The following is a 17647-nucleotide window of genomic DNA, read 5'->3' on the forward strand; positions in this document are numbered from 1 at the left end:
TTTCAAGAAAAGGCGGGAAAAAGCGGGAAATGCGGACGACATCACACCGGCCTATTAGTAGAAACTGTGAACGCTATCACGTTCATCTTTGCCTTGTTGCCAGCGGCTCATTTTCCTGTCAGTAACGAGAAGGTAGGTCTTTGAGGGCTTTTTTAGACTGTGCGCAATGACTCTAAGAAGGACCTGATTATGACTTTTCGCCATTGTGTCGCGGTTGATCTCGGCGCATCCAGCGGGCGCGTGATGCTGGCGCGTTACGACAGCAAACACCGCACCCTGACGCTACGTGAAATTCACCGTTTTGTGAACTGCCTACAAAAAACAGACGGGTTTGACACCTGGGACATCGACAGTCTGGAAAAGGATATCCGTCTTGGTCTGAAGAAAGTCTGCAATGAAGGCATTCTTATCGACAGCATCGGCATCGACACCTGGGGCGTCGATTATGTCCTGCTGGATAAACAAGGTCAGCGTGTCGGCCTGCCGGTCTCCTACCGCGATAACCGTACCACGGGCATCATGCCGCAAGCGCTGGTCCAGATCGGCAAAAGCGAAATCTATCGCCGCAGCGGGATTCAGTTTCTGCCGTTTAACACCATCTATCAGCTACGCGCGCTGACGAAACAACAGCCTGAGTTAACGGCGCAGGTCGCTCATGCGCTGCTGATGCCCGATTATTTCAGCTACCGCCTGACCGGTGAAATGAACTGGGAATACACCAACGCCACGACCACCCAGTTGGTCAATATCAATACCGATGACTGGGACGATACCCTGCTGGCGTGGACTGGCGCGAAAAAGAGCTGGTTCGGTCGCCCCTCGCACCCTGGCAATGTTATCGGCGACTGGATTTGCCCGCAGGGCAACCGTATTCCGGTGGTAGCCGTCGCCAGCCACGATACCGCCAGCGCCGTTATTGCCTCTCCGCTGGCAAATAAACATAGCGCTTACCTGTCTTCAGGCACCTGGTCATTGATGGGTTTTGAAAGCAAAATGCCCTACACCACTGATGAGGCGCTGGCCGCCAATATCACCAACGAAGGCGGCGCGGAAGGGCGTTATCGGGTACTGAAAAACATTATGGGTTTGTGGCTGCTCCAGCGCGTGCTGAAAGAACGGCGCATTACCGATCTGCCTGCGCTTATCGCCCAAACAGAAGCGCTGCCGGCCTGCCGTTTCCTGATTAACCCGAATGACGATCGCTTTATCAATCCTGACGATATGCGCGCTGAAATCCAGGCCGCCTGTCGCGAGACCGACCAGCCCGTTCCCGTCAGCGATGCCGAACTGGCGCGCTGCATTTTCGACAGTCTGGCGCTGTTGTATGCCGACATTCTGCACGAACTGGCAAATCTGCGCGGCGAAAAATTTACCCAACTGCATATTGTCGGCGGCGGATGCCAAAACGCGCTACTCAACCAGTTGTGCGCCGATGCATGTGGTATTCGCGTGATGGCCGGGCCGGTTGAAGCCTCCACCCTTGGCAATATTGGTATTCAGCTTATGACCCTCGACGAATTAAACAACATCGATGACTTCCGTCAGGTCGTCAGCGCTAACTACGACCTGACAACCTATATCCCTAATCCTGATAGTGAAATTGCCCGCCACGTTGCGCAGTTTCAACCCAAACGACAGACAAAGGAGCTTTGCGCATGACCACTCAACTGGAACAAGCCTGGGAACTGGCAAAACAACGTTTCGCCGCAGTAGGTATTGATGTCGAGGAGGCGCTGCGCCAGCTCGATCGCCTGCCGGTTTCCATGCACTGCTGGCAGGGCGACGATGTTGCCGGATTCGAGAACCCGGAAGGTTCGTTGACGGGCGGAATTCAGTCGACCGGCAACTATCCGGGCAAAGCGCGTAACGCCACCGAACTGCGCGCCGATCTGGAACAGGCGCTGCGTCTGATCCCAGGCCCCAAACGGCTGAACCTGCACGCCATTTATCTTGAGTCGGATACGCCGGTTGCTCGCGACCAGATCAAACCGGAGCATTTTAAAAACTGGGTGGAGTGGGCGAAAGCGAACCGGCTGGGGCTGGATTTCAACCCCACCTGTTTTTCTCATCCACTGAGCGCTGACGGTTTTACCCTCTCTCATCCAGACGCGAAAATTCGCCAGTTCTGGATCGATCACTGCAAAGCCAGCCGCCGCGTCTCGGCATACTTTGGTGAGCAGCTCGGTACGCCGTCGGTGATGAACATCTGGATTCCGGACGGCATGAAAGACATTACCGTCGACCGTTTAGCCCCGCGCCAGCGCCTGCTGGAAGCGCTGGATGAGGTCATTAGCGAGAAATTCGACCCGGCGCACCACATCGACGCCGTTGAGAGCAAACTGTTTGGCATCGGCGCGGAAAGCTACACCGTCGGCTCCAATGAGTTCTACATGGGCTACGCCACCAGCCGTCAGACCGCGCTGTGTCTGGATGCGGGCCACTTCCATCCCACCGAAGTGATTTCCGACAAAATTTCCGCCGCCATGCTCTACGTACCACGGCTGCTGCTGCACGTCAGCCGCCCGGTACGCTGGGATAGCGACCACGTGGTGCTCCTGGACGATGAAACCCAGGCAATTGCCAGCGAGATCGTCCGTCATAACCTGTTCGACCGTGTGCATATCGGCCTGGATTTCTTCGACGCCTCTATCAACCGTGTCGCCGCGTGGGTTATCGGTACCCGCAACATGAAAAAAGCGCTGCTGCGCGCTCTGCTGGAACCCACAGATCAACTTCGTCAGCTTGAGGCCAGCGGAGATTACACCGCGCGTCTGGCGCTGCTGGAAGAGCAAAAATCTCTGCCGTGGCAGGCCGTCTGGGAAATGTATTGCCAGCGTCACGACACGCCGGCTGGCAGCCAGTGGCTGGAAAGCGTTCGCGCCTACGAAAAAGAGATCCTGAGCAAACGTAGCTGACAGCGACACCTGATCTGTAGGCCGGATAAGACGCCCGCGTCGCCATCCGGCAATAAATGAAACACGATTGCCGGATGGCGCTGCGCTTATCCGGCCTACGTAAGACCCGAATAACCTTCGGGCAATGAATGGGAACACGAACATGCAAAATATTACCGATTCCTGGTTTGTCCAGGGCATGATTAAAGCCACGTCTGATGCGTGGCTGAAAGGGTGGGACGAACGTAATGGCGGTAACCTGACGCTGCGTCTGGATGAAGCCGATATCGCACCGTTTGCAGCTAATTTCCACGAAAAACCGCGCTACATCGCGCTAAGTCAACCCATGCCGCTGCTGGCGAACACGCCGTTTATCGTTACCGGTTCCGGCAAATTCTTCCGCAACGTCCAGCTCGATCCGGCAGCCAATTTAGGCGTGGTCAAAATCGACAGCGACGGCGCAGGCTACCACATTCTGTGGGGCTTAACCCACGACGCGGTACCCACCTCTGAACTCCCGGCGCATTTCCTCTCCCACTGCGAACGCATCAAAGCCACCCACGGCAAAGACCGCGTCATTATGCATTGCCATGCGACTAACCTGATCGCCCTCACCTACGTACTGGAAAACAACACTGCGCTGATCACCCGCAAACTGTGGGAAGGCAGCACCGAATGTCTGGTGGTATTCCCGGACGGTGTCGGCATTCTGCCGTGGATGGTGCCAGGCACCGATGAAATCGGCCAGGCTACCGCGCAAGAAATGCAGAAACATTCGCTGGTACTGTGGCCGTTCCACGGCGTGTTCGGAAGCGGACCTACGCTGGATGAAACCTTCGGTTTGATAGATACCGCAGAGAAATCCGCTGAGGTATTAGTCAAAATCTATTCGATGGGCGGTATGAAGCAGACCATCACGCGCGAAGAACTGGTCGCACTCGGCAAACGTTTTGGTGTGACACCGCTGGCCAGCGCCGTAGCGCTGTACTGATACCTCCCAACTCAACGCCGGATGCGGCTTTGCCTTATCTGGCCTACAGGACGGTGCGCATTTTACCGTAGGCCCGATAAGCGTAGCGCCATCGGGCAACAGGGAATTTTTTTAAGGAGAATAGTGATGAGCTTTATGTTGGCACTGCCAAAAATTAGCCTGCATGGCGCTGGAGCGATTGCCGATATGGTGAACCTCGTGGCGAATAAGCAATGGGGCAAAGCGCTGATCGTTACCGATGGTCAACTGGTAAAGCTGGGCCTGCTGGATAGCCTGTTTAGCGCACTGGATGAACATCAAATGTCTTACCACCTGTTTGATGAGGTGTTCCCAAATCCGACAGAAGAGCTGGTGCAGAAAGGTTTTGCGGCGTATCAGAGCGCAGAATGTGCCTACATTATCGCCTTCGGCGGCGGCAGCCCGATCGATACCGCAAAAGCGGTGAAAATTCTGACCGCCAACCCAGGTCCATCTACCGCCTACTCCGGCGTCGGCAAAGTGAAAAACGCCGGCGTACCGCTGGTAGCGATTAACACTACGGCAGGTACCGCGGCAGAGATGACCAGCAACGCGGTGATTATCGACTCTGCCCGTAAGGTCAAAGAGGTGATCATCGACCCGAATATCATCCCGGATATTGCCGTGGATGACGCCAGCGTCATGCTGGAAATCCCGGCGTCTGTGACCGCCGCAACCGGCATGGATGCCCTGACCCATGCGGTGGAAGCCTATGTCTCCGTTGGCGCGCATCCGCTCACCGACGCTAACGCGCTGGAAGCGATTCGCTTAATCAATGTGTGGCTACCGAAAGCGGTTGACGATGGCCATAACCTCGAAGCCCGTGAGCAAATGGCATTCGGCCAGTACCTGGCGGGTATGGCGTTCAACAGCGCCGGTTTGGGGCTGGTTCACGCGCTGGCGCACCAGCCGGGCGCAACCCACAATCTGCCGCACGGCGTCTGCAACGCTATCCTGCTGCCAATTGTCGAGAACTTTAACCGTCCGAACGCCGTCGCGCGTTTTGCCCGCATCGCACAGGCGATGGGCGTGGAGACGCGCGGTATGTCTGACGAAGTCGCAAGTCAGGAAGCGATTAACGCTATCCGTACGCTGAGCAAACGCGTCGGCATTCCAGAAGGTTTCAGCAAGCTGGGCGTCACAAAAGAAGATATCGAAGGCTGGCTGGATAAAGCCCTCGCCGACCCGTGCGCGCCGTGTAACCCGCGCACCGCCAGCCGCGATGAAGTTCGCGGGCTGTACCTGGAGGCGTTATGATCCGCAAAGCCTTTGTGATGCAGGTAAATGCCGACGCGCACGAGGAGTATCAGCGTCGTCATAACCCAATCTGGCCGGAGCTGGAAGCCGTATTAAAATCTCACGGCGCGCATCACTACGCGATTTATCTCGATCAGGAGCGCAATCTGCTGTTCGCCACCGTTGAGATTGAATCCGAGGAGCGCTGGAACGCCGTTGCCAGCACCGACGTTTGCCAGCGTTGGTGGAAACATATGCGTGACGTTATGCCCGCGAATCCGGATAACAGCCCGGTCAGCGCAGAGCTAAAAGAGGTGTTCTATCTGCAGTAAGTCGTGTGCCCGGTGGCGCAAGCTTACCGGGCCTACGGTTTTATTTTTTGTAGGCCGGATAAGGCGGTTACGCCGCCATCCGGCAATTTCAATTCTGCTCCGCTACCAGGATAGCCTGAGTATCCGGTTCCAGCGCTTTAAAGATATGCGCCTGGTCGCCGGGATAACAAATGTAATCGCCCTCCGCCAGCTCTTCCGGCGCCTCGGTTAAGCCGACGAGGGCTTTTCCCTGCGTAACAATAATATGTTCCACCGACCCCGGCGGATGCGGGTGAGAGATCCGGTCGGCCCCCGGCTGCGTCAACAGCAGATAGATATCACGCCGCGCGCCGGGCGGACATGCCGCCAGTAATATCGCCTGATAATGCGCCTGCTCCGCCACCACTTTGGTGCCTTCTCCGCGGCGAATCACCTGCGTTTTTTGTACCTGCGGCTCCAGCAGCCTGGCAAAGGGAATGTCGAGCGCGACGCATAGCGACCATAACGTCTCCAGGCTGGGGTTGCCGTTCCCTGCTTCCAGTTGTGAAAGCGTAGATTTAGCGATGCCTGCGCGCCGCGCAATCTCCGCCAGCGACAGTCCGGTTCGCTGGCGTTCGCGTACCAGACTTCTGGCAATGACGCTAATAGGTTGTGTCATAAAGCATCCAACGTTCACTATAACGAACGAAATGTTCGTCTTGTAAAGCAAATCTGTTCCGTTCATTATAATGAAAATTCATTCGATATGACTAAAGAAGATGAAACACTATTTTTCCTGTCTCAAGGGAGACACGATAAAAGCGATATTTTTAGTGTGCCTGGCCGTGGGCGTCGTCGGCATGTCCTATGGCTCACTGGCGATGGCCTACGGTTTCCCACTGTGGGTGCCGTTTGTTCTCTCTATTTTTGTGCTGGCGGGCGCGTCCGAATTTATGTTTATCGGCATTGTTGCCAGCGGCGGCAATCCGTTAGCGGCGGCGGCGGCAGGACTGCTGGTGAATGCGCGCCACGTGCCGTTTGGCGTAACGGTGCGCGATTTGGTTGGCACCCGCGCCGCCAGCTTTTTCGGCTGCCATATTATGAATGATGAAAGCGTGGTGTTCGGCCTGTCGCAAAAAACACCCGAACAGCGTAAAGCCGCCTACTGGCTATGCGGTCTGGGCGTCGCCCTATTCTGGCCGATTGGCACACTGATTGGCGCAGGTGTCGGCAAACTGCTCCCGGCCCCAGAAACCATCGGTCTGGATGCCGTATTCCCGGCAATCTTACTGGCGCTGGTGATCCCGGCGTTTAAAAACCGCACCACATTGATTCGTGGTTGCAGCGGCGCCGCGCTGTCGCTTGCCGCCGTTCCCTTTGTAGCTGCCGGATTGCCGGTGTTGCTTTCGCTGCTTGGCCTACTGGCGAGGAAAAAATAATGGGCAATATGACGCTATTTATTATCGGTATTGCTCTTTTGTCTGCGGGAACCTATTTGATGCGCCTCGGCGGCGCTAAACTTGGCAGCCGTCTGGCGCTGTCTGAGCGTTCACAGGCGCTGCTCTCGGATGCGGCAACGGTGCTGCTATTCTCCGTCGCGCTGGCGACCACCTTTTACGAAGGCGAACATTTTGCCGGAATGGCGCGCGTTCTTGGGGTTGGCTTCGCCGTATTTTTAGCCTGGCGTAAAATGCCGCTTATTGTGGTGATTATCGCCGCTGCAGTGGTGACCGCGTTATTACGAATGGCAGGTATTAATTAACGTCTTACAGAACAGTTGGACGTGACACCCTATAAGTGATGAAGGCTGAGCCGCCCTATGCTGAAGTAGCTCAGAATTTTCGCATCAGGGGGATAAATGCTTTCCATATAAATGCCGATCCTCAATGACACTACCAGTACCTTCCAGCGTGACGTCAACATCTTGTGATAGCTTCAGATTACTGGTTTTTCTAATAACTCTCTTTAGTTAATGTTTACGTCAGCTATTTTTACGGATATTGCCTGATGAAGAATACATGAACGAAAAAAGCGCCTGATCGGCGCTTTTTATTGGCGTTATAGCGTAATTTTATAGGCACTTGCGCCAGCCTGTGCGCAGTTAATGTGCCGTCACTCAACGCAGGCGGTTATAATCATCCACCATCTCGTTATAACTTCTCAACGACGCCGGATAAGAATCCGCAACCATCCATCCTGTTGCAGGGTCCTGCACCCGTTTCTTTTCAAAATCAGAATACTCAACATTGTCTCTGATGCGACGAATATATTTTTTAGCTTGTAGCTGATAATCAGCCGCAGAGCTGATGAAAGAAGAATTACGGCCATCAGTATTCACTTCTTTCAATTGCGCAATCATTGTTTCCAGTTCCGCGACTTTTTTCATCATCGCTTCGGCATCAAAGGTATCGGCAGAAATAACCTTGTTGATCTGCTTTGCCGAAATCATGACAGCCAGAGAATAATAGTTAAATGTTTTGCCTTCCGCTTCTTCTATTCTCTTCAACTGTGTCAATTGCCGCCTGTCATTTATTTCCTGAATAGCCTCATGATATTTTTCCGAGACGGGTTTAAAATCCTCGATATTCTTCAGTAATGTCTGATGCAGCGCCTTACCTTTAGCAAAGGCATCATCTTTATAGTTTTCCTGGGTATAATATTTTTCCATTTCGTTAATGGTATTACCCAGCGCGGCGGCGCTATCAATATAGCTAACGGCAACGCCATCAATAGGCTCAAGTAATGGCGTTAAGGCGGCCACCTGTTTCATCTCTTTCTGGCAATTCGTTATGTAAGACTCCGTAATACCATAAATGCCATAAACCAGGCTCTCTTTCCCTGTCGGACCTTTTTTAAAGTCTTTCACCCAATCCGCGTAACGCGCCAGACTGTGCTGAACGGGCAATTGAAGTTTATTAAAACAATCGATATAGACATCCATTTTTTCACTATAAACTTCTTCAGCGTCAACCTCCGGCTGAGCTGGCGTTTCTGGTTTCGCCGCCGGGGGCTGAGTTGCCGTTTCTGGCTTCGCTGCTGAGGGCTGCGCTGGACTTTCGTCAGATTGCGTTTCCGGCGTCTGAGAAGGCGCTGGCGTCGCAGGCTGACTGCTGGCGGCCGGCGTCGCCTCGGTTTTAACATTATTGTCATCACATCCTGTTGCGCCCAGGGTCATTAGCGCAATGATTATCGCTGAGGATAATAAATTCCTTTTCATTTAATTGCCTTTTGTATATTTACGTTGGGGTTCTCTTATTTTAACGAACACATTGATATTGATAATGTTAATTATAATGAAATATGCATTAAGTATTTTTTGTGTTGAATAAATCACATACCTGTTTTTTTTCATTAAAATGAATCTGTAAATTTCAATGATATTATTTATAGGTTATTCTAATGAAAAAGGATTTGTTATCATCAATTATTATCGCTATGCTGATGACTGCCGGGCTAAGCGCTTGTGATGAAAAAAAAGCGGACGAACAACCTGTAGCTCAGAGTGCGGACTCATCAGCGAGCAATACACAACCCACATCAGCGGAAAGCGCAGATGCGAACGATGTTCTTAACCAAAAGCTGAATGTTTACATTGATTGTTATAATAATCTCCAGGCAGATATTTACCGTGCTGTAAATCGTTATGCTAACACATTCGACGATTTCCGCACCGGCCCTACCGGTAAGGAAGACGATCCCTCTCCGCTGGTTCCTGTGTATCCTGCATTTATCCAGGACTGCCGGAAAGACATCAAGGCGGCGGCTGAATTAAAGCCGGCGTTTGCCTCTCTGGATAGTGCTGCTCTGGCATTTATTAATGCAGCTGGGCCACTAGCTGAAACAATCAATAGTATGAATAAATACTATGATCAAGATAACTTCAAGGATGATGCCTTTGCTGGCGCTAAAGCGTTCCATAAAACGTTTATAAAACAGTTCGATGAGTTTGATCCCATTGCGAAGAAATATATCGCCGAGATTACCATTATGAGTGGGCAGCATGCGGCTAATGAAATTAAGGCGACCGAGAAGAAAGAAGGTAAATCCATTAAGTACTATACGCTTTTGACGATGCAGGAAGCCGAGACGCTTAATGACGCTGTAGCTGATGATTCTTTTGATGTGGCGGCAGTAAGCAAACAGCTCGCTGATTTTGAAGAGCATACTCAGAAGCTAAACGAGAAGATCAACGTTGATATAGATAAACATCGTAGCTTCCCTGGTTTTATTTCTGAGCTGGAAAAATTCCAGGGCAAGGTGAAAAAACGCATTCGGCGCGTGCGCGATAACGTGGCGTATACCTCGCATGAGCAGGACTACCTCAATAGCGGCAGCGGCGATATGGTAGATGGTTCTTATGAGGCTGTGGTTAAAGCTTATAACGAACTCATCGATACCTATAATGGCTATCATCTTGAGCGTGAGTTCTAAGCTTTTCACGCTGCAAATCGCGTGCATATAACCGCTAAACTGAGCAAATAAGTCGTTAGCGACTGCCGAAAGAGCGCCCCAGGGGCGCTTTTTTCGTTCGAAGTATTACCGGGTAGCAAGCGCCTCGTGAATGGCTGGAATAAGCTGCGGCCCAGCATAAAAACGATTAAAACCTGTATGGCCTCGCCACTATACGTGATTCCGTTATCAAGAGAGGCTGTAAAATTGAGAAAATATATATTTTACGAAAATGTAGAGGGTACTATTTTAGTCTGCGATTAACCGCTGCGGATGGGTATAAATCGTCGCCCGACCCGGCTTACAGAACCCCACCAGCGTCAGATTGCAGCGTTCAGCCACCTCGACCGCCAGCGTCGTTGCGGCAGAGACGGCAAACAGAATTTCAACGCCGCACATCGCGGACTTCTGCACCATTTCGTAACTCGCGCGACTGGAAACCAGCGCCGCGCCTTGCCGCCATTCCTCACCTTCCGTAGCGCGGCGGCCGAGCAGTTTATCCAGCGCAACGTGGCGTCCGACATCTTCATGGCCCCCCGCCAGTTCACCCGACGGCATGACCCACGCCGCAGCGTGCGTACAACCCGTCAGCTTACCCGTCGGTTGAAAATCATTCAGATGTTTTAACGCGCGATCAAGGTTACCGAGATTAAACGTTTGGCTAAACGGCAGCGGTTGCACCGGCTTACCGATGTCATTGAGCTGTTCCACGCCACATACGCCGCAACCGGTACGTCCGGCCAGCGCGCGACGACGCGCTTTCAGCCCCATAAATCGACGGCTGGAAAGATCAATCTGCACTTCAAGTCCGTTACAGGACGGCACAACGTCCATGCCATAGATTTCACGCGGGCTGTCAATGATCCCTTCCGACAGAGAAAACCCCATTGCAAAATGCGTCAGATCTTTCGGAGAGGCCATCATAACGACATGCGAAATGCCGTTATACACCAGTGCCACTGGCACTTCCTCGGCAACATCATCAAGTTGGGGGGACTGCAAATCCTCGCGTTTCCAGAGAGTCAACTGGCGTGAGGTTGTGAAATCAGTCACATTTAGGACTTCTTCAGACAGTATATTGTTCACTTTCTTTTAACCATATAAGAACACACACACCAACATTATGGTATTCTGTTACAACTCCTCCCGGATGGAGGAAAATTTATCCAATTCTGAACCTTTGCGGGCCCGTCCGCAAAGAAAAATAACAACCACTCCCTGAGCGTTTCGGATAGAGAAATGTGAAAGAGAAGTGACAATGTCGAAACAAGGAGCAAACCATGCAGGTCAGCAGAAGGCAGTTCTTTAAGATCTGCGCTGGCGGTATGGCAGGCACCACGGCGGCGGCACTGGGCTTCGCGCCCGGCGTAGCGCTAGCGGAAACACGGCAATATAAACTGCTGCGCACCCGCGAAACCCGTAACACCTGCACCTACTGTTCCGTTGGCTGCGGGCTGTTGATGTACAGCCTCGGCGACGGTGCGAAAAACGCCAAAGCATCTATTTTCCATATCGAAGGGGACCCGGATCATCCGGTAAGCCGTGGCGCGCTGTGCCCGAAAGGGGCCGGTCTGGTGGACTTTATCCACTCTGAAAGCCGCCTGAAATTCCCGCAATACCGCGCGCCGGGTTCAGATAAGTGGCAACAGATCAGTTGGGAAGAAGCGTTTGACCGCATCGCTAAACTGATGAAGGAAGATCGCGACGCCAACTATCAGGCGCAGAACGCCGAAGGCGTTACCGTTAACCGCTGGCTCACCACCGGGATGCTGTGCGCTTCCGCATCCAGTAACGAGACGGGTTATTTAACGCAAAAATTCTCCCGCGCGCTGGGTATGCTCGCGGTCGACAACCAGGCGCGTGTCTGACACGGACCAACGGTAGCAAGTCTTGCTCCAACATTTGGTCGCGGTGCGATGACCAACCACTGGGTCGACATCAAGAACGCCAACCTCGTCGTGGTGATGGGCGGTAACGCCGCAGAAGCTCACCCGGTCGGGTTCCGCTGGGCGATGGAAGCCAAAATTCACAACGGCGCGAAGCTGATTGTGATCGATCCGCGCTTTACGCGTACCGCGTCGGTGGCCGATTTCTATGCGCCAATACGCTCTGGTACTGACATTGCCTTCTTGTCAGGCGTGATGCTGTATCTGCTGACCAACGAAAAATACAACCGTGAATACACCGAGGCCTATACCAATGCCAGCCTGATCGTGCGTGAAGATTTTGGCTTCGATGATGGTCTGTTCACCGGCTATGACGCCGACAAGCGGCAGTACGATAAAACCAGTTGGCACTATGAGCTGGACGAAAACGGTTTTGCCAAACGCGATACGACACTGCAACACCCGCGCTGTGTCTGGAATCTGTTGAAACAGCATGTCTCACGCTATACGCCGGACGTGGTAGAAAATATCTGCGGTACGCCGAAAGCGGACTTCCTGAAAGTGTGCGAGTACATTGCAGAAACCAGCGCAAAAGATAAAACCGCGTCGTTCCTGTACGCGCTGGGCTGGACGCAGCATTCCATCGGCGCGCAGAACATCCGTACTATGGCAATGATCCAGCTTCTGCTCGGTAACATGGGGATGGCGGGCGGCGGCGTTAACGCCCTGCGCGGTCACTCCAACATTCAGGGACTGACCGACTTAGGACTGCTGTCGCAAAGTCTGCCGGGCTACCTGACGCTGCCGAGCGAAAAACAGACCGACCTGCAAACCTATCTGGCTGCCAATACGCCGAAGCCATTGTTGAAGGATCAGGTCAACTACTGGGGCAACTATCCGAAATTCTTCGTCTCAATGATGAAGGCCTTCTTTGGTGATAAAGCGACAGCGGAAAATAGCTGGGGCTTCGACTGGCTACCGAAGTGGGACAAAGGCTACGACGTGTTGCAGTACTTCGAGATGATGAAACAGGGCAAGGTCAACGGCTATATCTGCCAGGGCTTTAACCCGGTGGCCTCATTCCCGAACAAAAACAAAGTGGTCGCGTCGCTTTCCAAACTGAAGTACCTGGTGACTATCGATCCGCTCAACACCGAAACGTCCACCTTCTGGCAAAACCACGGTGAGTCGAACGACGTTGATCCCGCAAAAATCCAGACCGAAGTGTTCCGTCTGCCTTCCACCTGTTTTGCCGAGGAAAATGGTTCCATCGTTAACTCCGGTCGCTGGTTACAGTGGCACTGGAAGGGCGCGGACGCCCCGGGAATTGCCATGACCGACGGCGAAATCCTCGCCGGTATCTTCTTACGCCTGCGTAAGATGTACTCTGAACAGGGCGGCGCCAACCCGGAACAGGTGCTGAATATGACCTGGAACTACACCAAACCATACGAACCCGCCTCTGAAGAAGTGGCGATGGAAAGTAATGGTAAAGCGCTGGCCGATCTTATCGACCCGGCAACCGGCGCGGTGGTAGTGAAGAAAGGTCAACAGCTCAGTTCGTTCGCGCAACTGCGTGATGACGGTACGACGTCCAGCGGCTGCTGGATTTTCGCCGGTAGCTGGACGCCGGAAGGCAACATGATGGCGCGTCGTGATAACGCCGACCCGTCTGGTCTCGGCAACACGCTGGGCTGGGCATGGGCATGGCCGCTTAACCGCCGCATCCTCTATAACCGCGCCTCCGCCGATCCGCAGGGTAATCCCTGGGACCCGAAACGTCAGCTACTGAAATGGGAAGGCGGAAAATGGGCCGGATGGGATATTCCGGACTACAGCGCCGCCGCGCCCGGCAGCGACGTCGGACCGTTTATCATGCAGCCGGAAGGGATGGGCCGCCTGTTTGCTATCGATAAGATGGCGGAAGGGCCGTTCCCGGAACACTACGAGCCGTTTGAAACGCCGCTGGGCACTAACCCGCTGCACCCGAACGTTATCTCTAACCCTGCCGCCCGTATCTTTAAAGACGATGCCGACGCGCTGGGTAAAGCGGATAAGTTCCCGTATGTCGGAACCACTTACCGTCTGACCGAGCACTTCCACTACTGGACCAAGCACGCGTTGCTTAACGCTATCGCCCAACCGGAACAGTTTGTGGAAATTGGCGAGAAGCTGGCGAATAAGCTCGGTATCGCGCATGGCGATACCGTGAAGGTCTCCTCGAACCGCGGCTATATCAAAGCCAAAGCGGTGGTGACCAAGCGTATTCGCACGCTGAAAGCGGACGGCAAGGATATCGATACCATCGGTATTCCTATTCACTGGGGCTACGAAGGCGTGGCGAAAAAAGGCTTTATCGCCAATACGTTAACGCCTTTCGTCGGCGATGCGAACACGCAAACGCCGGAGTTTAAATCCTTCCTTGTGAACGTGGAAAAGGTGTAACGGAGACGACCTATGGCTTATCAATCGCAAGACATCATTCGTCGTTCCGCCACTAACGGTTTCACCCCCGCGCCCCAGGCGCGGGACCACCAGGAAGAGGTGGCGAAACTCATCGACGTCACCACCTGTATCGGCTGTAAAGCGTGTCAGGTGGCGTGCTCCGAGTGGAACGACATCCGTGATGAAGTGGGCAATAACGTCGGGGTGTATGACAACCCGGCTGATTTGACCGCGAAATCCTGGACGGTGATGCGCTTCTCGGAAGTGGAACAGAACGACAAACTGGAGTGGCTGATCCGTAAGGATGGCTGTATGCACTGCGCCGATCCCGGCTGCCTGAAGGCCTGTCCGGCGGAAGGGGCGATCATTCAGTACGCTAACGGTATTGTCGACTTCCAGTCCGAGCAGTGTATCGGCTGCGGCTACTGTATCGCTGGCTGCCCGTTCAACGTGCCGCGCCTCAACCCGGAAGACAACCGCGTCTATAAATGTACGCTGTGCGTTGACCGCGTGACCGTGGGGCAAGAACCGGCCTGCGTGAAGACCTGTCCAACCGGCGCCATTCATTTTGGCTCGAAAGAGGATATGAAAACGCTGGCGGGCGAGCGGGTGGCGGAACTAAAAACCCGTGGTTATGACAACGCGGGTCTGTACGATCCGGCGGGCGTAGGCGGTACGCATGTCATGTACGTGCTGCATCATGCCGACAAGCCGAATCTGTATCACGGTCTGCCGGAGAACCCGGAAATCAGCGAAACCGTTAAGTTCTGGAAAGGCGTCTGGAAACCGCTCGCCGCGTTCGGTTTTGCCGCGACCTTTGCCGCCAGCGTCTTCCACTATGTCGGCGTCGGCCCGAACCGTGCGGAAGAGGAAGATGACAACCTGCATGAAGAGAAAGACGAGGTGCGCAAATGAAACGACGTGACACCATCGTGCGCTATACGGCGCCGGAACGCATCAACCACTGGATCGTCGCCTTCTGCTTCGTGCTGGCGGCGGTGAGCGGGCTGGGCTTTTTATTCCCATCCTTCAACTGGTTGATGCATATCCTGGGCACCCCACAACTGGCGCGAATTCTGCACCCGTTTGTGGGCGTGGTTATGTTTGCCTCGTTCATCATCATGTTTTTCCGTTATTGGCACCACAATCTAATCAATCGGGATGATATCTTTTGGGCGAAGAATATTCGTAAGATCGTCGTCAACGAGGAAGTGGGTGACACCGGGCGTTATAACTTCGGCCAGAAATGCGTATTCTGGGCGGCGATTATCTTCCTGGTGCTGCTGCTGGTGAGCGGGGTAATTATCTGGCGTCCGTACTTTGCGCCTGCTTTCTCAATCCCGGTGATCCGATTCGCGTTAATGTTGCATTCTTTTGCCGCAGTAGCGTTAATTGTGGTTATCATGGTGCATATCTACGCCGCCCTTTGGGTGAAAGGCACCATTACCGCGATGGTGGAAGGCTGGGTAACCCGGTCGTGGGCGAAGAAACATCACCCACGCTGGTACCGAGAAGTCCGCAAGACAACGGAAAAAGAAACTGAATGAGTATTCGCATAATCCCGCAAGATGAGCTGGGGTCGAGCGAGAAACGTACGGCGGATATGATTCCGCCGTTATTGTTCCCCCGACTCAAAAACGTCTACAACCGCCGCGCCGAACGTCTGCGCGAGCTGGCTGAAAATAACCCGCTGGGCGATTACCTGCGCTTTGCCGCGCTTATCGCGCACGCGCAGGAAGTGGTGCTGTACGACCATCCGCTGGAGATGGATCTGACCGCACGCATTAAAGAAGCGAACGACCAGGGCAAGCCGCCGCTGGATATCCACGTGCTGCCGCGTGATAAGCACTGGCAAAAACTGCTGCATTCGTTAATTGCCGAGCTAAAACCCGAGATGAGCGGCCCCGCGCTGGCGGTGATTGAGAACCTGGAGAAAGCCTCAGAGCAGGAGCTGGAGCAGATGGCCAGCGCGCTGTTTGCCTCAGATTTTGCCTCCGTCAGCAGCGATAAAGCCCCGTTTATCTGGGCCGCGCTCTCCCTTTACTGGGCGCAAATGGCCAGCTTGATTCCAGGCAAAGCCCGCGCGGAATACGGTGAAGCGCGCCAGTATTGCCCGGTGTGCGGTTCGATGCCGGTCTCCAGCATGGTGCAAATCGGCACCACGCAGGGGCTGCGTTATCTGCACTGTAACCTGTGCGAAACCGAATGGCACGTCGTGCGCGTAAAATGCAGTAACTGCGAACAGAGCCGCGACTTACACTACTGGTCGCTGGAAAATGAGCAGGCTGCGGTGAAAGCCGAAAGCTGCGGCGATTGCGGGACTTACCTGAAGATTCTCTATCAGGAAAAAGACCCGAAAGTGGAAGCAGTGGCCGACGACCTCGCCTCGCTGGTGCTGGACGCGCGCATGGAACAGGAAGGGTTCGCCCGCAGTTCCATCAACCCGTTCCTGTTCCCGGGGGAAGGGGAATAGGTTTTTTACTCAGACCGGGCGAAGTTTGCCGTCCGGTCTACAAGTGATACGGCGTGATCACTCCCGGAATATCGGCAAAGTCTTTTGTATTACGCGTCACAAGCTCACAACGATGGACTTGTGCAGTGGCCAGAATGATCGCATCCGGGAGTTTCATGCCATACTCCTGCCTGACAATGACGCTTCGCTCCGCGATTTCCTGTGTTACGCCAATAATATTGAACGCACTTAATGCAATGCGCGTGCGGTTTTCCTGATGATATTTCTTAGCACCCACCATCACTTCCATCCATGTGATAAGGCTAATCGCATTTTGTGGCGGATACGCTTCCAGCGCATGTTTCGCTTCAATTCGACCGCTAAACAGGTCGATGAGGATATTGGTATCAAAAAGCGCAGACCCTTTGACCATTACCATTCCTCACGAAGTTTACGTTGGTATTCAACGCCATCTTCCTCACAGCCTTGCCAGAGCCCCAATGCTTTCGAAATTGTGGTCTCAGCCCGATCCTGTCTTTCCAGATACTGCTCAACGGCCTCCCGCAAGAGTTCTGCACGAGGTAGGTTGCGTTGCACCTTGAGATCGTCAAGCCGTTTAATCACATCGTCTGATAAATCGAGTAAAATTCTGCCCATATCCATCCCAGCCATCATACTCACATATACCTCCAGTATATCATTCGCGCTTATTTTTCAAACAACATACACCTGAGACTGACGAGAAAATAGTTATTACGCGAACGATTTTTATTTTTGCGAGCCGCTTTCCAGAATCGTACGCAGCCCAATTTTCCCATTTTCATTCGTACCAAATCGAGTTATAAAACTGTATATCCATGGGTCTTCCCCTGTTGTGGTGGTTGAGTGCATGATAATGCAATAATTTTCATCACCAGAGGCAACCATCATGGATGAGAAATCCCTCTATGCCCACATTCTCAACCTGTCCGCCCCGTGGCAGGTTG

17 protein-coding genes are annotated in these 17647 nt (G+C 53.5%); 12 read left to right on the plus strand and 5 right to left on the minus strand.

The window, feature by feature from the left end; translation table 11 throughout:
• Positions 1-189 precede the first annotated feature (189 nt).
• The 5 genes from rhaB (at position 190) to rhaM (ending at position 5471) form a co-directional block, all read left to right on the plus strand.
• Positions 190-1659 carry a rhamnulokinase gene (gene rhaB / locus J4613_RS20425; protein ID WP_020437536.1) on the plus strand — a complete coding sequence of 490 codons (1470 nt, stop codon included), beginning with the start codon at positions 190-192 and terminating at the stop codon, positions 1657-1659.
• A complete protein-coding gene (rhaA, locus tag J4613_RS20430) occupies positions 1656-2915 on the plus strand; it encodes an L-rhamnose isomerase (RefSeq protein ID WP_000211471.1) in 1260 nt (419 codons plus the stop codon). The genes rhaB and rhaA overlap by 4 nt, the downstream gene beginning before the upstream one ends.
• 142 nt (positions 2916-3057) lie before the next feature.
• Positions 3058-3885 carry a rhamnulose-1-phosphate aldolase gene (gene rhaD, locus J4613_RS20435; protein ID WP_001179685.1) on the plus strand — a complete coding sequence of 276 codons (828 nt, stop codon included), beginning with the start codon at positions 3058-3060 and terminating at the stop codon, positions 3883-3885.
• Between the two features lie 126 nt (positions 3886-4011).
• Positions 4012-5160 (plus strand): lactaldehyde reductase, encoded by a 1149-nt coding sequence (gene fucO, locus J4613_RS20440; RefSeq protein WP_045900618.1) that lies wholly within the window; start codon positions 4012-4014, stop codon positions 5158-5160.
• Positions 5157-5471: an L-rhamnose mutarotase gene (gene rhaM / locus J4613_RS20445; RefSeq protein WP_000619478.1), complete on the plus strand. Its 315-nt coding sequence runs from the start codon at positions 5157-5159 to the stop codon at positions 5469-5471. Before fucO ends, rhaM begins: the two co-directional genes overlap by 4 nt.
• Positions 5472-5559: 88 nt before the next feature.
• Here the strand turns inward: rhaM and J4613_RS20450 are convergent, their stop codons facing one another.
• On the minus strand, positions 5560-6108 hold the full coding sequence (locus tag J4613_RS20450) for an XRE family transcriptional regulator (RefSeq protein ID WP_001517951.1): 549 nt from the start codon (positions 6106-6108) through the stop codon (positions 5560-5562).
• A gap of 100 nt (positions 6109-6208) precedes the next feature.
• On the opposite strand from J4613_RS20450, the gene J4613_RS20455 reads away from it, so the two are divergent.
• Both J4613_RS20455 and J4613_RS20460 read left to right on the plus strand, forming a co-directional pair.
• The gene (locus J4613_RS20455; RefSeq protein ID WP_000683586.1) at positions 6209-6868 is read left to right on the plus strand and encodes an AzlC family ABC transporter permease; all 660 of its coding nucleotides are present in this window, start codon (positions 6209-6211) and stop codon (positions 6866-6868) included.
• Complete coding sequence (locus J4613_RS20460; RefSeq protein WP_000527677.1) at positions 6868-7191, plus strand: AzlD domain-containing protein; 324 nt, start codon at positions 6868-6870, stop codon at positions 7189-7191. The genes J4613_RS20455 and J4613_RS20460 overlap by 1 nt, the downstream gene beginning before the upstream one ends.
• Positions 7192-7545: 354 nt before the next feature.
• Here the strand turns inward: J4613_RS20460 and J4613_RS20465 are convergent, their stop codons facing one another.
• Positions 7546-8646 carry a YiiG family protein gene (locus J4613_RS20465; protein WP_000828038.1) on the minus strand — a complete coding sequence of 367 codons (1101 nt, stop codon included), beginning with the start codon at positions 8644-8646 and terminating at the stop codon, positions 7546-7548.
• A gap of 182 nt (positions 8647-8828) precedes the next feature.
• Between J4613_RS20465 and J4613_RS20470 the strand changes: the two genes are divergently transcribed.
• Entirely contained in the window at positions 8829-9860 is a 1032-nt protein-coding gene (locus J4613_RS20470; protein WP_000710966.1) for a YiiG family protein, read from the plus strand.
• Positions 9861-10127: 267 nt separating this feature from the next.
• On the opposite strand, the gene fdhD is transcribed toward J4613_RS20470, so the two are convergent.
• On the minus strand, positions 10128-10964 hold the full coding sequence (fdhD, locus tag J4613_RS20475; protein ID WP_001059744.1) for a formate dehydrogenase accessory sulfurtransferase FdhD: 837 nt from the start codon (positions 10962-10964) through the stop codon (positions 10128-10130).
• Between the two features lie 194 nt (positions 10965-11158).
• Here fdhD and fdnG point away from each other — a divergent pair, with 194 nt between their 5' ends.
• The 4 genes from fdnG to fdhE are packed head-to-tail and all read left to right on the plus strand — an operon-like array spanning position 11159 to position 16682.
• Entirely contained in the window at positions 11159-14209 is a 3051-nt protein-coding gene (fdnG, locus tag J4613_RS20480) for a formate dehydrogenase-N subunit alpha (RefSeq protein WP_077248424.1), read from the plus strand.
• Positions 14210-14221: 12 nt separating this feature from the next.
• Positions 14222-15124 carry a formate dehydrogenase subunit beta gene (gene fdxH / locus J4613_RS20485; protein ID WP_000331361.1) on the plus strand — a complete coding sequence of 301 codons (903 nt, stop codon included), beginning with the start codon at positions 14222-14224 and terminating at the stop codon, positions 15122-15124.
• Entirely contained in the window at positions 15121-15756 is a 636-nt protein-coding gene (fdoI, locus tag J4613_RS20490) for a formate dehydrogenase cytochrome b556 subunit (protein ID WP_000829025.1), read from the plus strand. Before fdxH ends, fdoI begins: the two co-directional genes overlap by 4 nt.
• A complete protein-coding gene (gene fdhE, locus J4613_RS20495; protein ID WP_000027730.1) occupies positions 15753-16682 on the plus strand; it encodes a formate dehydrogenase accessory protein FdhE in 930 nt (309 codons plus the stop codon). Before fdoI ends, fdhE begins: the two co-directional genes overlap by 4 nt.
• Before the next feature lie 37 nt (positions 16683-16719).
• Here the strand turns inward: fdhE and J4613_RS20500 are convergent, their stop codons facing one another.
• Positions 16720-17094 (minus strand): type II toxin-antitoxin system VapC family toxin, encoded by a 375-nt coding sequence (locus J4613_RS20500; RefSeq protein WP_000238494.1) that lies wholly within the window; start codon positions 17092-17094, stop codon positions 16720-16722.
• Positions 17094-17336: a CopG family transcriptional regulator gene (locus J4613_RS20505; RefSeq protein ID WP_001523745.1), complete on the minus strand. Its 243-nt coding sequence runs from the start codon at positions 17334-17336 to the stop codon at positions 17094-17096. Before J4613_RS20505 ends, J4613_RS20500 begins: the two co-directional genes overlap by 1 nt.
• Between the last annotated feature and the right edge of the window lie 311 nt (positions 17337-17647).

Source organism: Salmonella sp. 32020114201800008SM (genome assembly GCF_017572025.1).
GTDB lineage: Bacteria > Pseudomonadota > Gammaproteobacteria > Enterobacterales > Enterobacteriaceae > Salmonella > Salmonella enterica.

Bases quoted from the DNA above. Each gene is read 5' to 3' on its own strand.
- rhaB (WP_020437536.1), top strand. From the start codon at position 190: ATGACTTTTCGCCATTGTGTCGCGGTTGATCTCGGCGCATCCAGCGGG.
- fdhE (WP_000027730.1), top strand. From the start codon at position 15,753: ATGAGTATTCGCATAATCCCGCAAGATGAGCTGGGGTCGAGCGAGAAA.
- J4613_RS20465 (WP_000828038.1), bottom strand. From the start codon at position 8,646: ATGAAAAGGAATTTATTATCCTCAGCGATAATCATTGCGCTAATGACC.
- J4613_RS20505 (WP_001523745.1), bottom strand. From the start codon at position 17,336: ATGATGGCTGGGATGGATATGGGCAGAATTTTACTCGATTTATCAGAC.
- fucO (WP_045900618.1), top strand. From the start codon at position 4,012: ATGAGCTTTATGTTGGCACTGCCAAAAATTAGCCTGCATGGCGCTGGA.
- J4613_RS20470 (WP_000710966.1), top strand. From the start codon at position 8,829: ATGAAAAAGGATTTGTTATCATCAATTATTATCGCTATGCTGATGACT.
- fdoI (WP_000829025.1), top strand. From the start codon at position 15,121: ATGAAACGACGTGACACCATCGTGCGCTATACGGCGCCGGAACGCATC.
- rhaD (WP_001179685.1), top strand. From the start codon at position 3,058: ATGCAAAATATTACCGATTCCTGGTTTGTCCAGGGCATGATTAAAGCC.
- J4613_RS20460 (WP_000527677.1), top strand. From the start codon at position 6,868: ATGGGCAATATGACGCTATTTATTATCGGTATTGCTCTTTTGTCTGCG.
- rhaM (WP_000619478.1), top strand. From the start codon at position 5,157: ATGATCCGCAAAGCCTTTGTGATGCAGGTAAATGCCGACGCGCACGAG.
- J4613_RS20450 (WP_001517951.1), bottom strand. From the start codon at position 6,108: ATGACACAACCTATTAGCGTCATTGCCAGAAGTCTGGTACGCGAACGC.
- J4613_RS20455 (WP_000683586.1), top strand. From the start codon at position 6,209: ATGAAACACTATTTTTCCTGTCTCAAGGGAGACACGATAAAAGCGATA.
- fdxH (WP_000331361.1), top strand. From the start codon at position 14,222: ATGGCTTATCAATCGCAAGACATCATTCGTCGTTCCGCCACTAACGGT.
- J4613_RS20500 (WP_000238494.1), bottom strand. From the start codon at position 17,094: ATGGTCAAAGGGTCTGCGCTTTTTGATACCAATATCCTCATCGACCTG.
- rhaA (WP_000211471.1), top strand. From the start codon at position 1,656: ATGACCACTCAACTGGAACAAGCCTGGGAACTGGCAAAACAACGTTTC.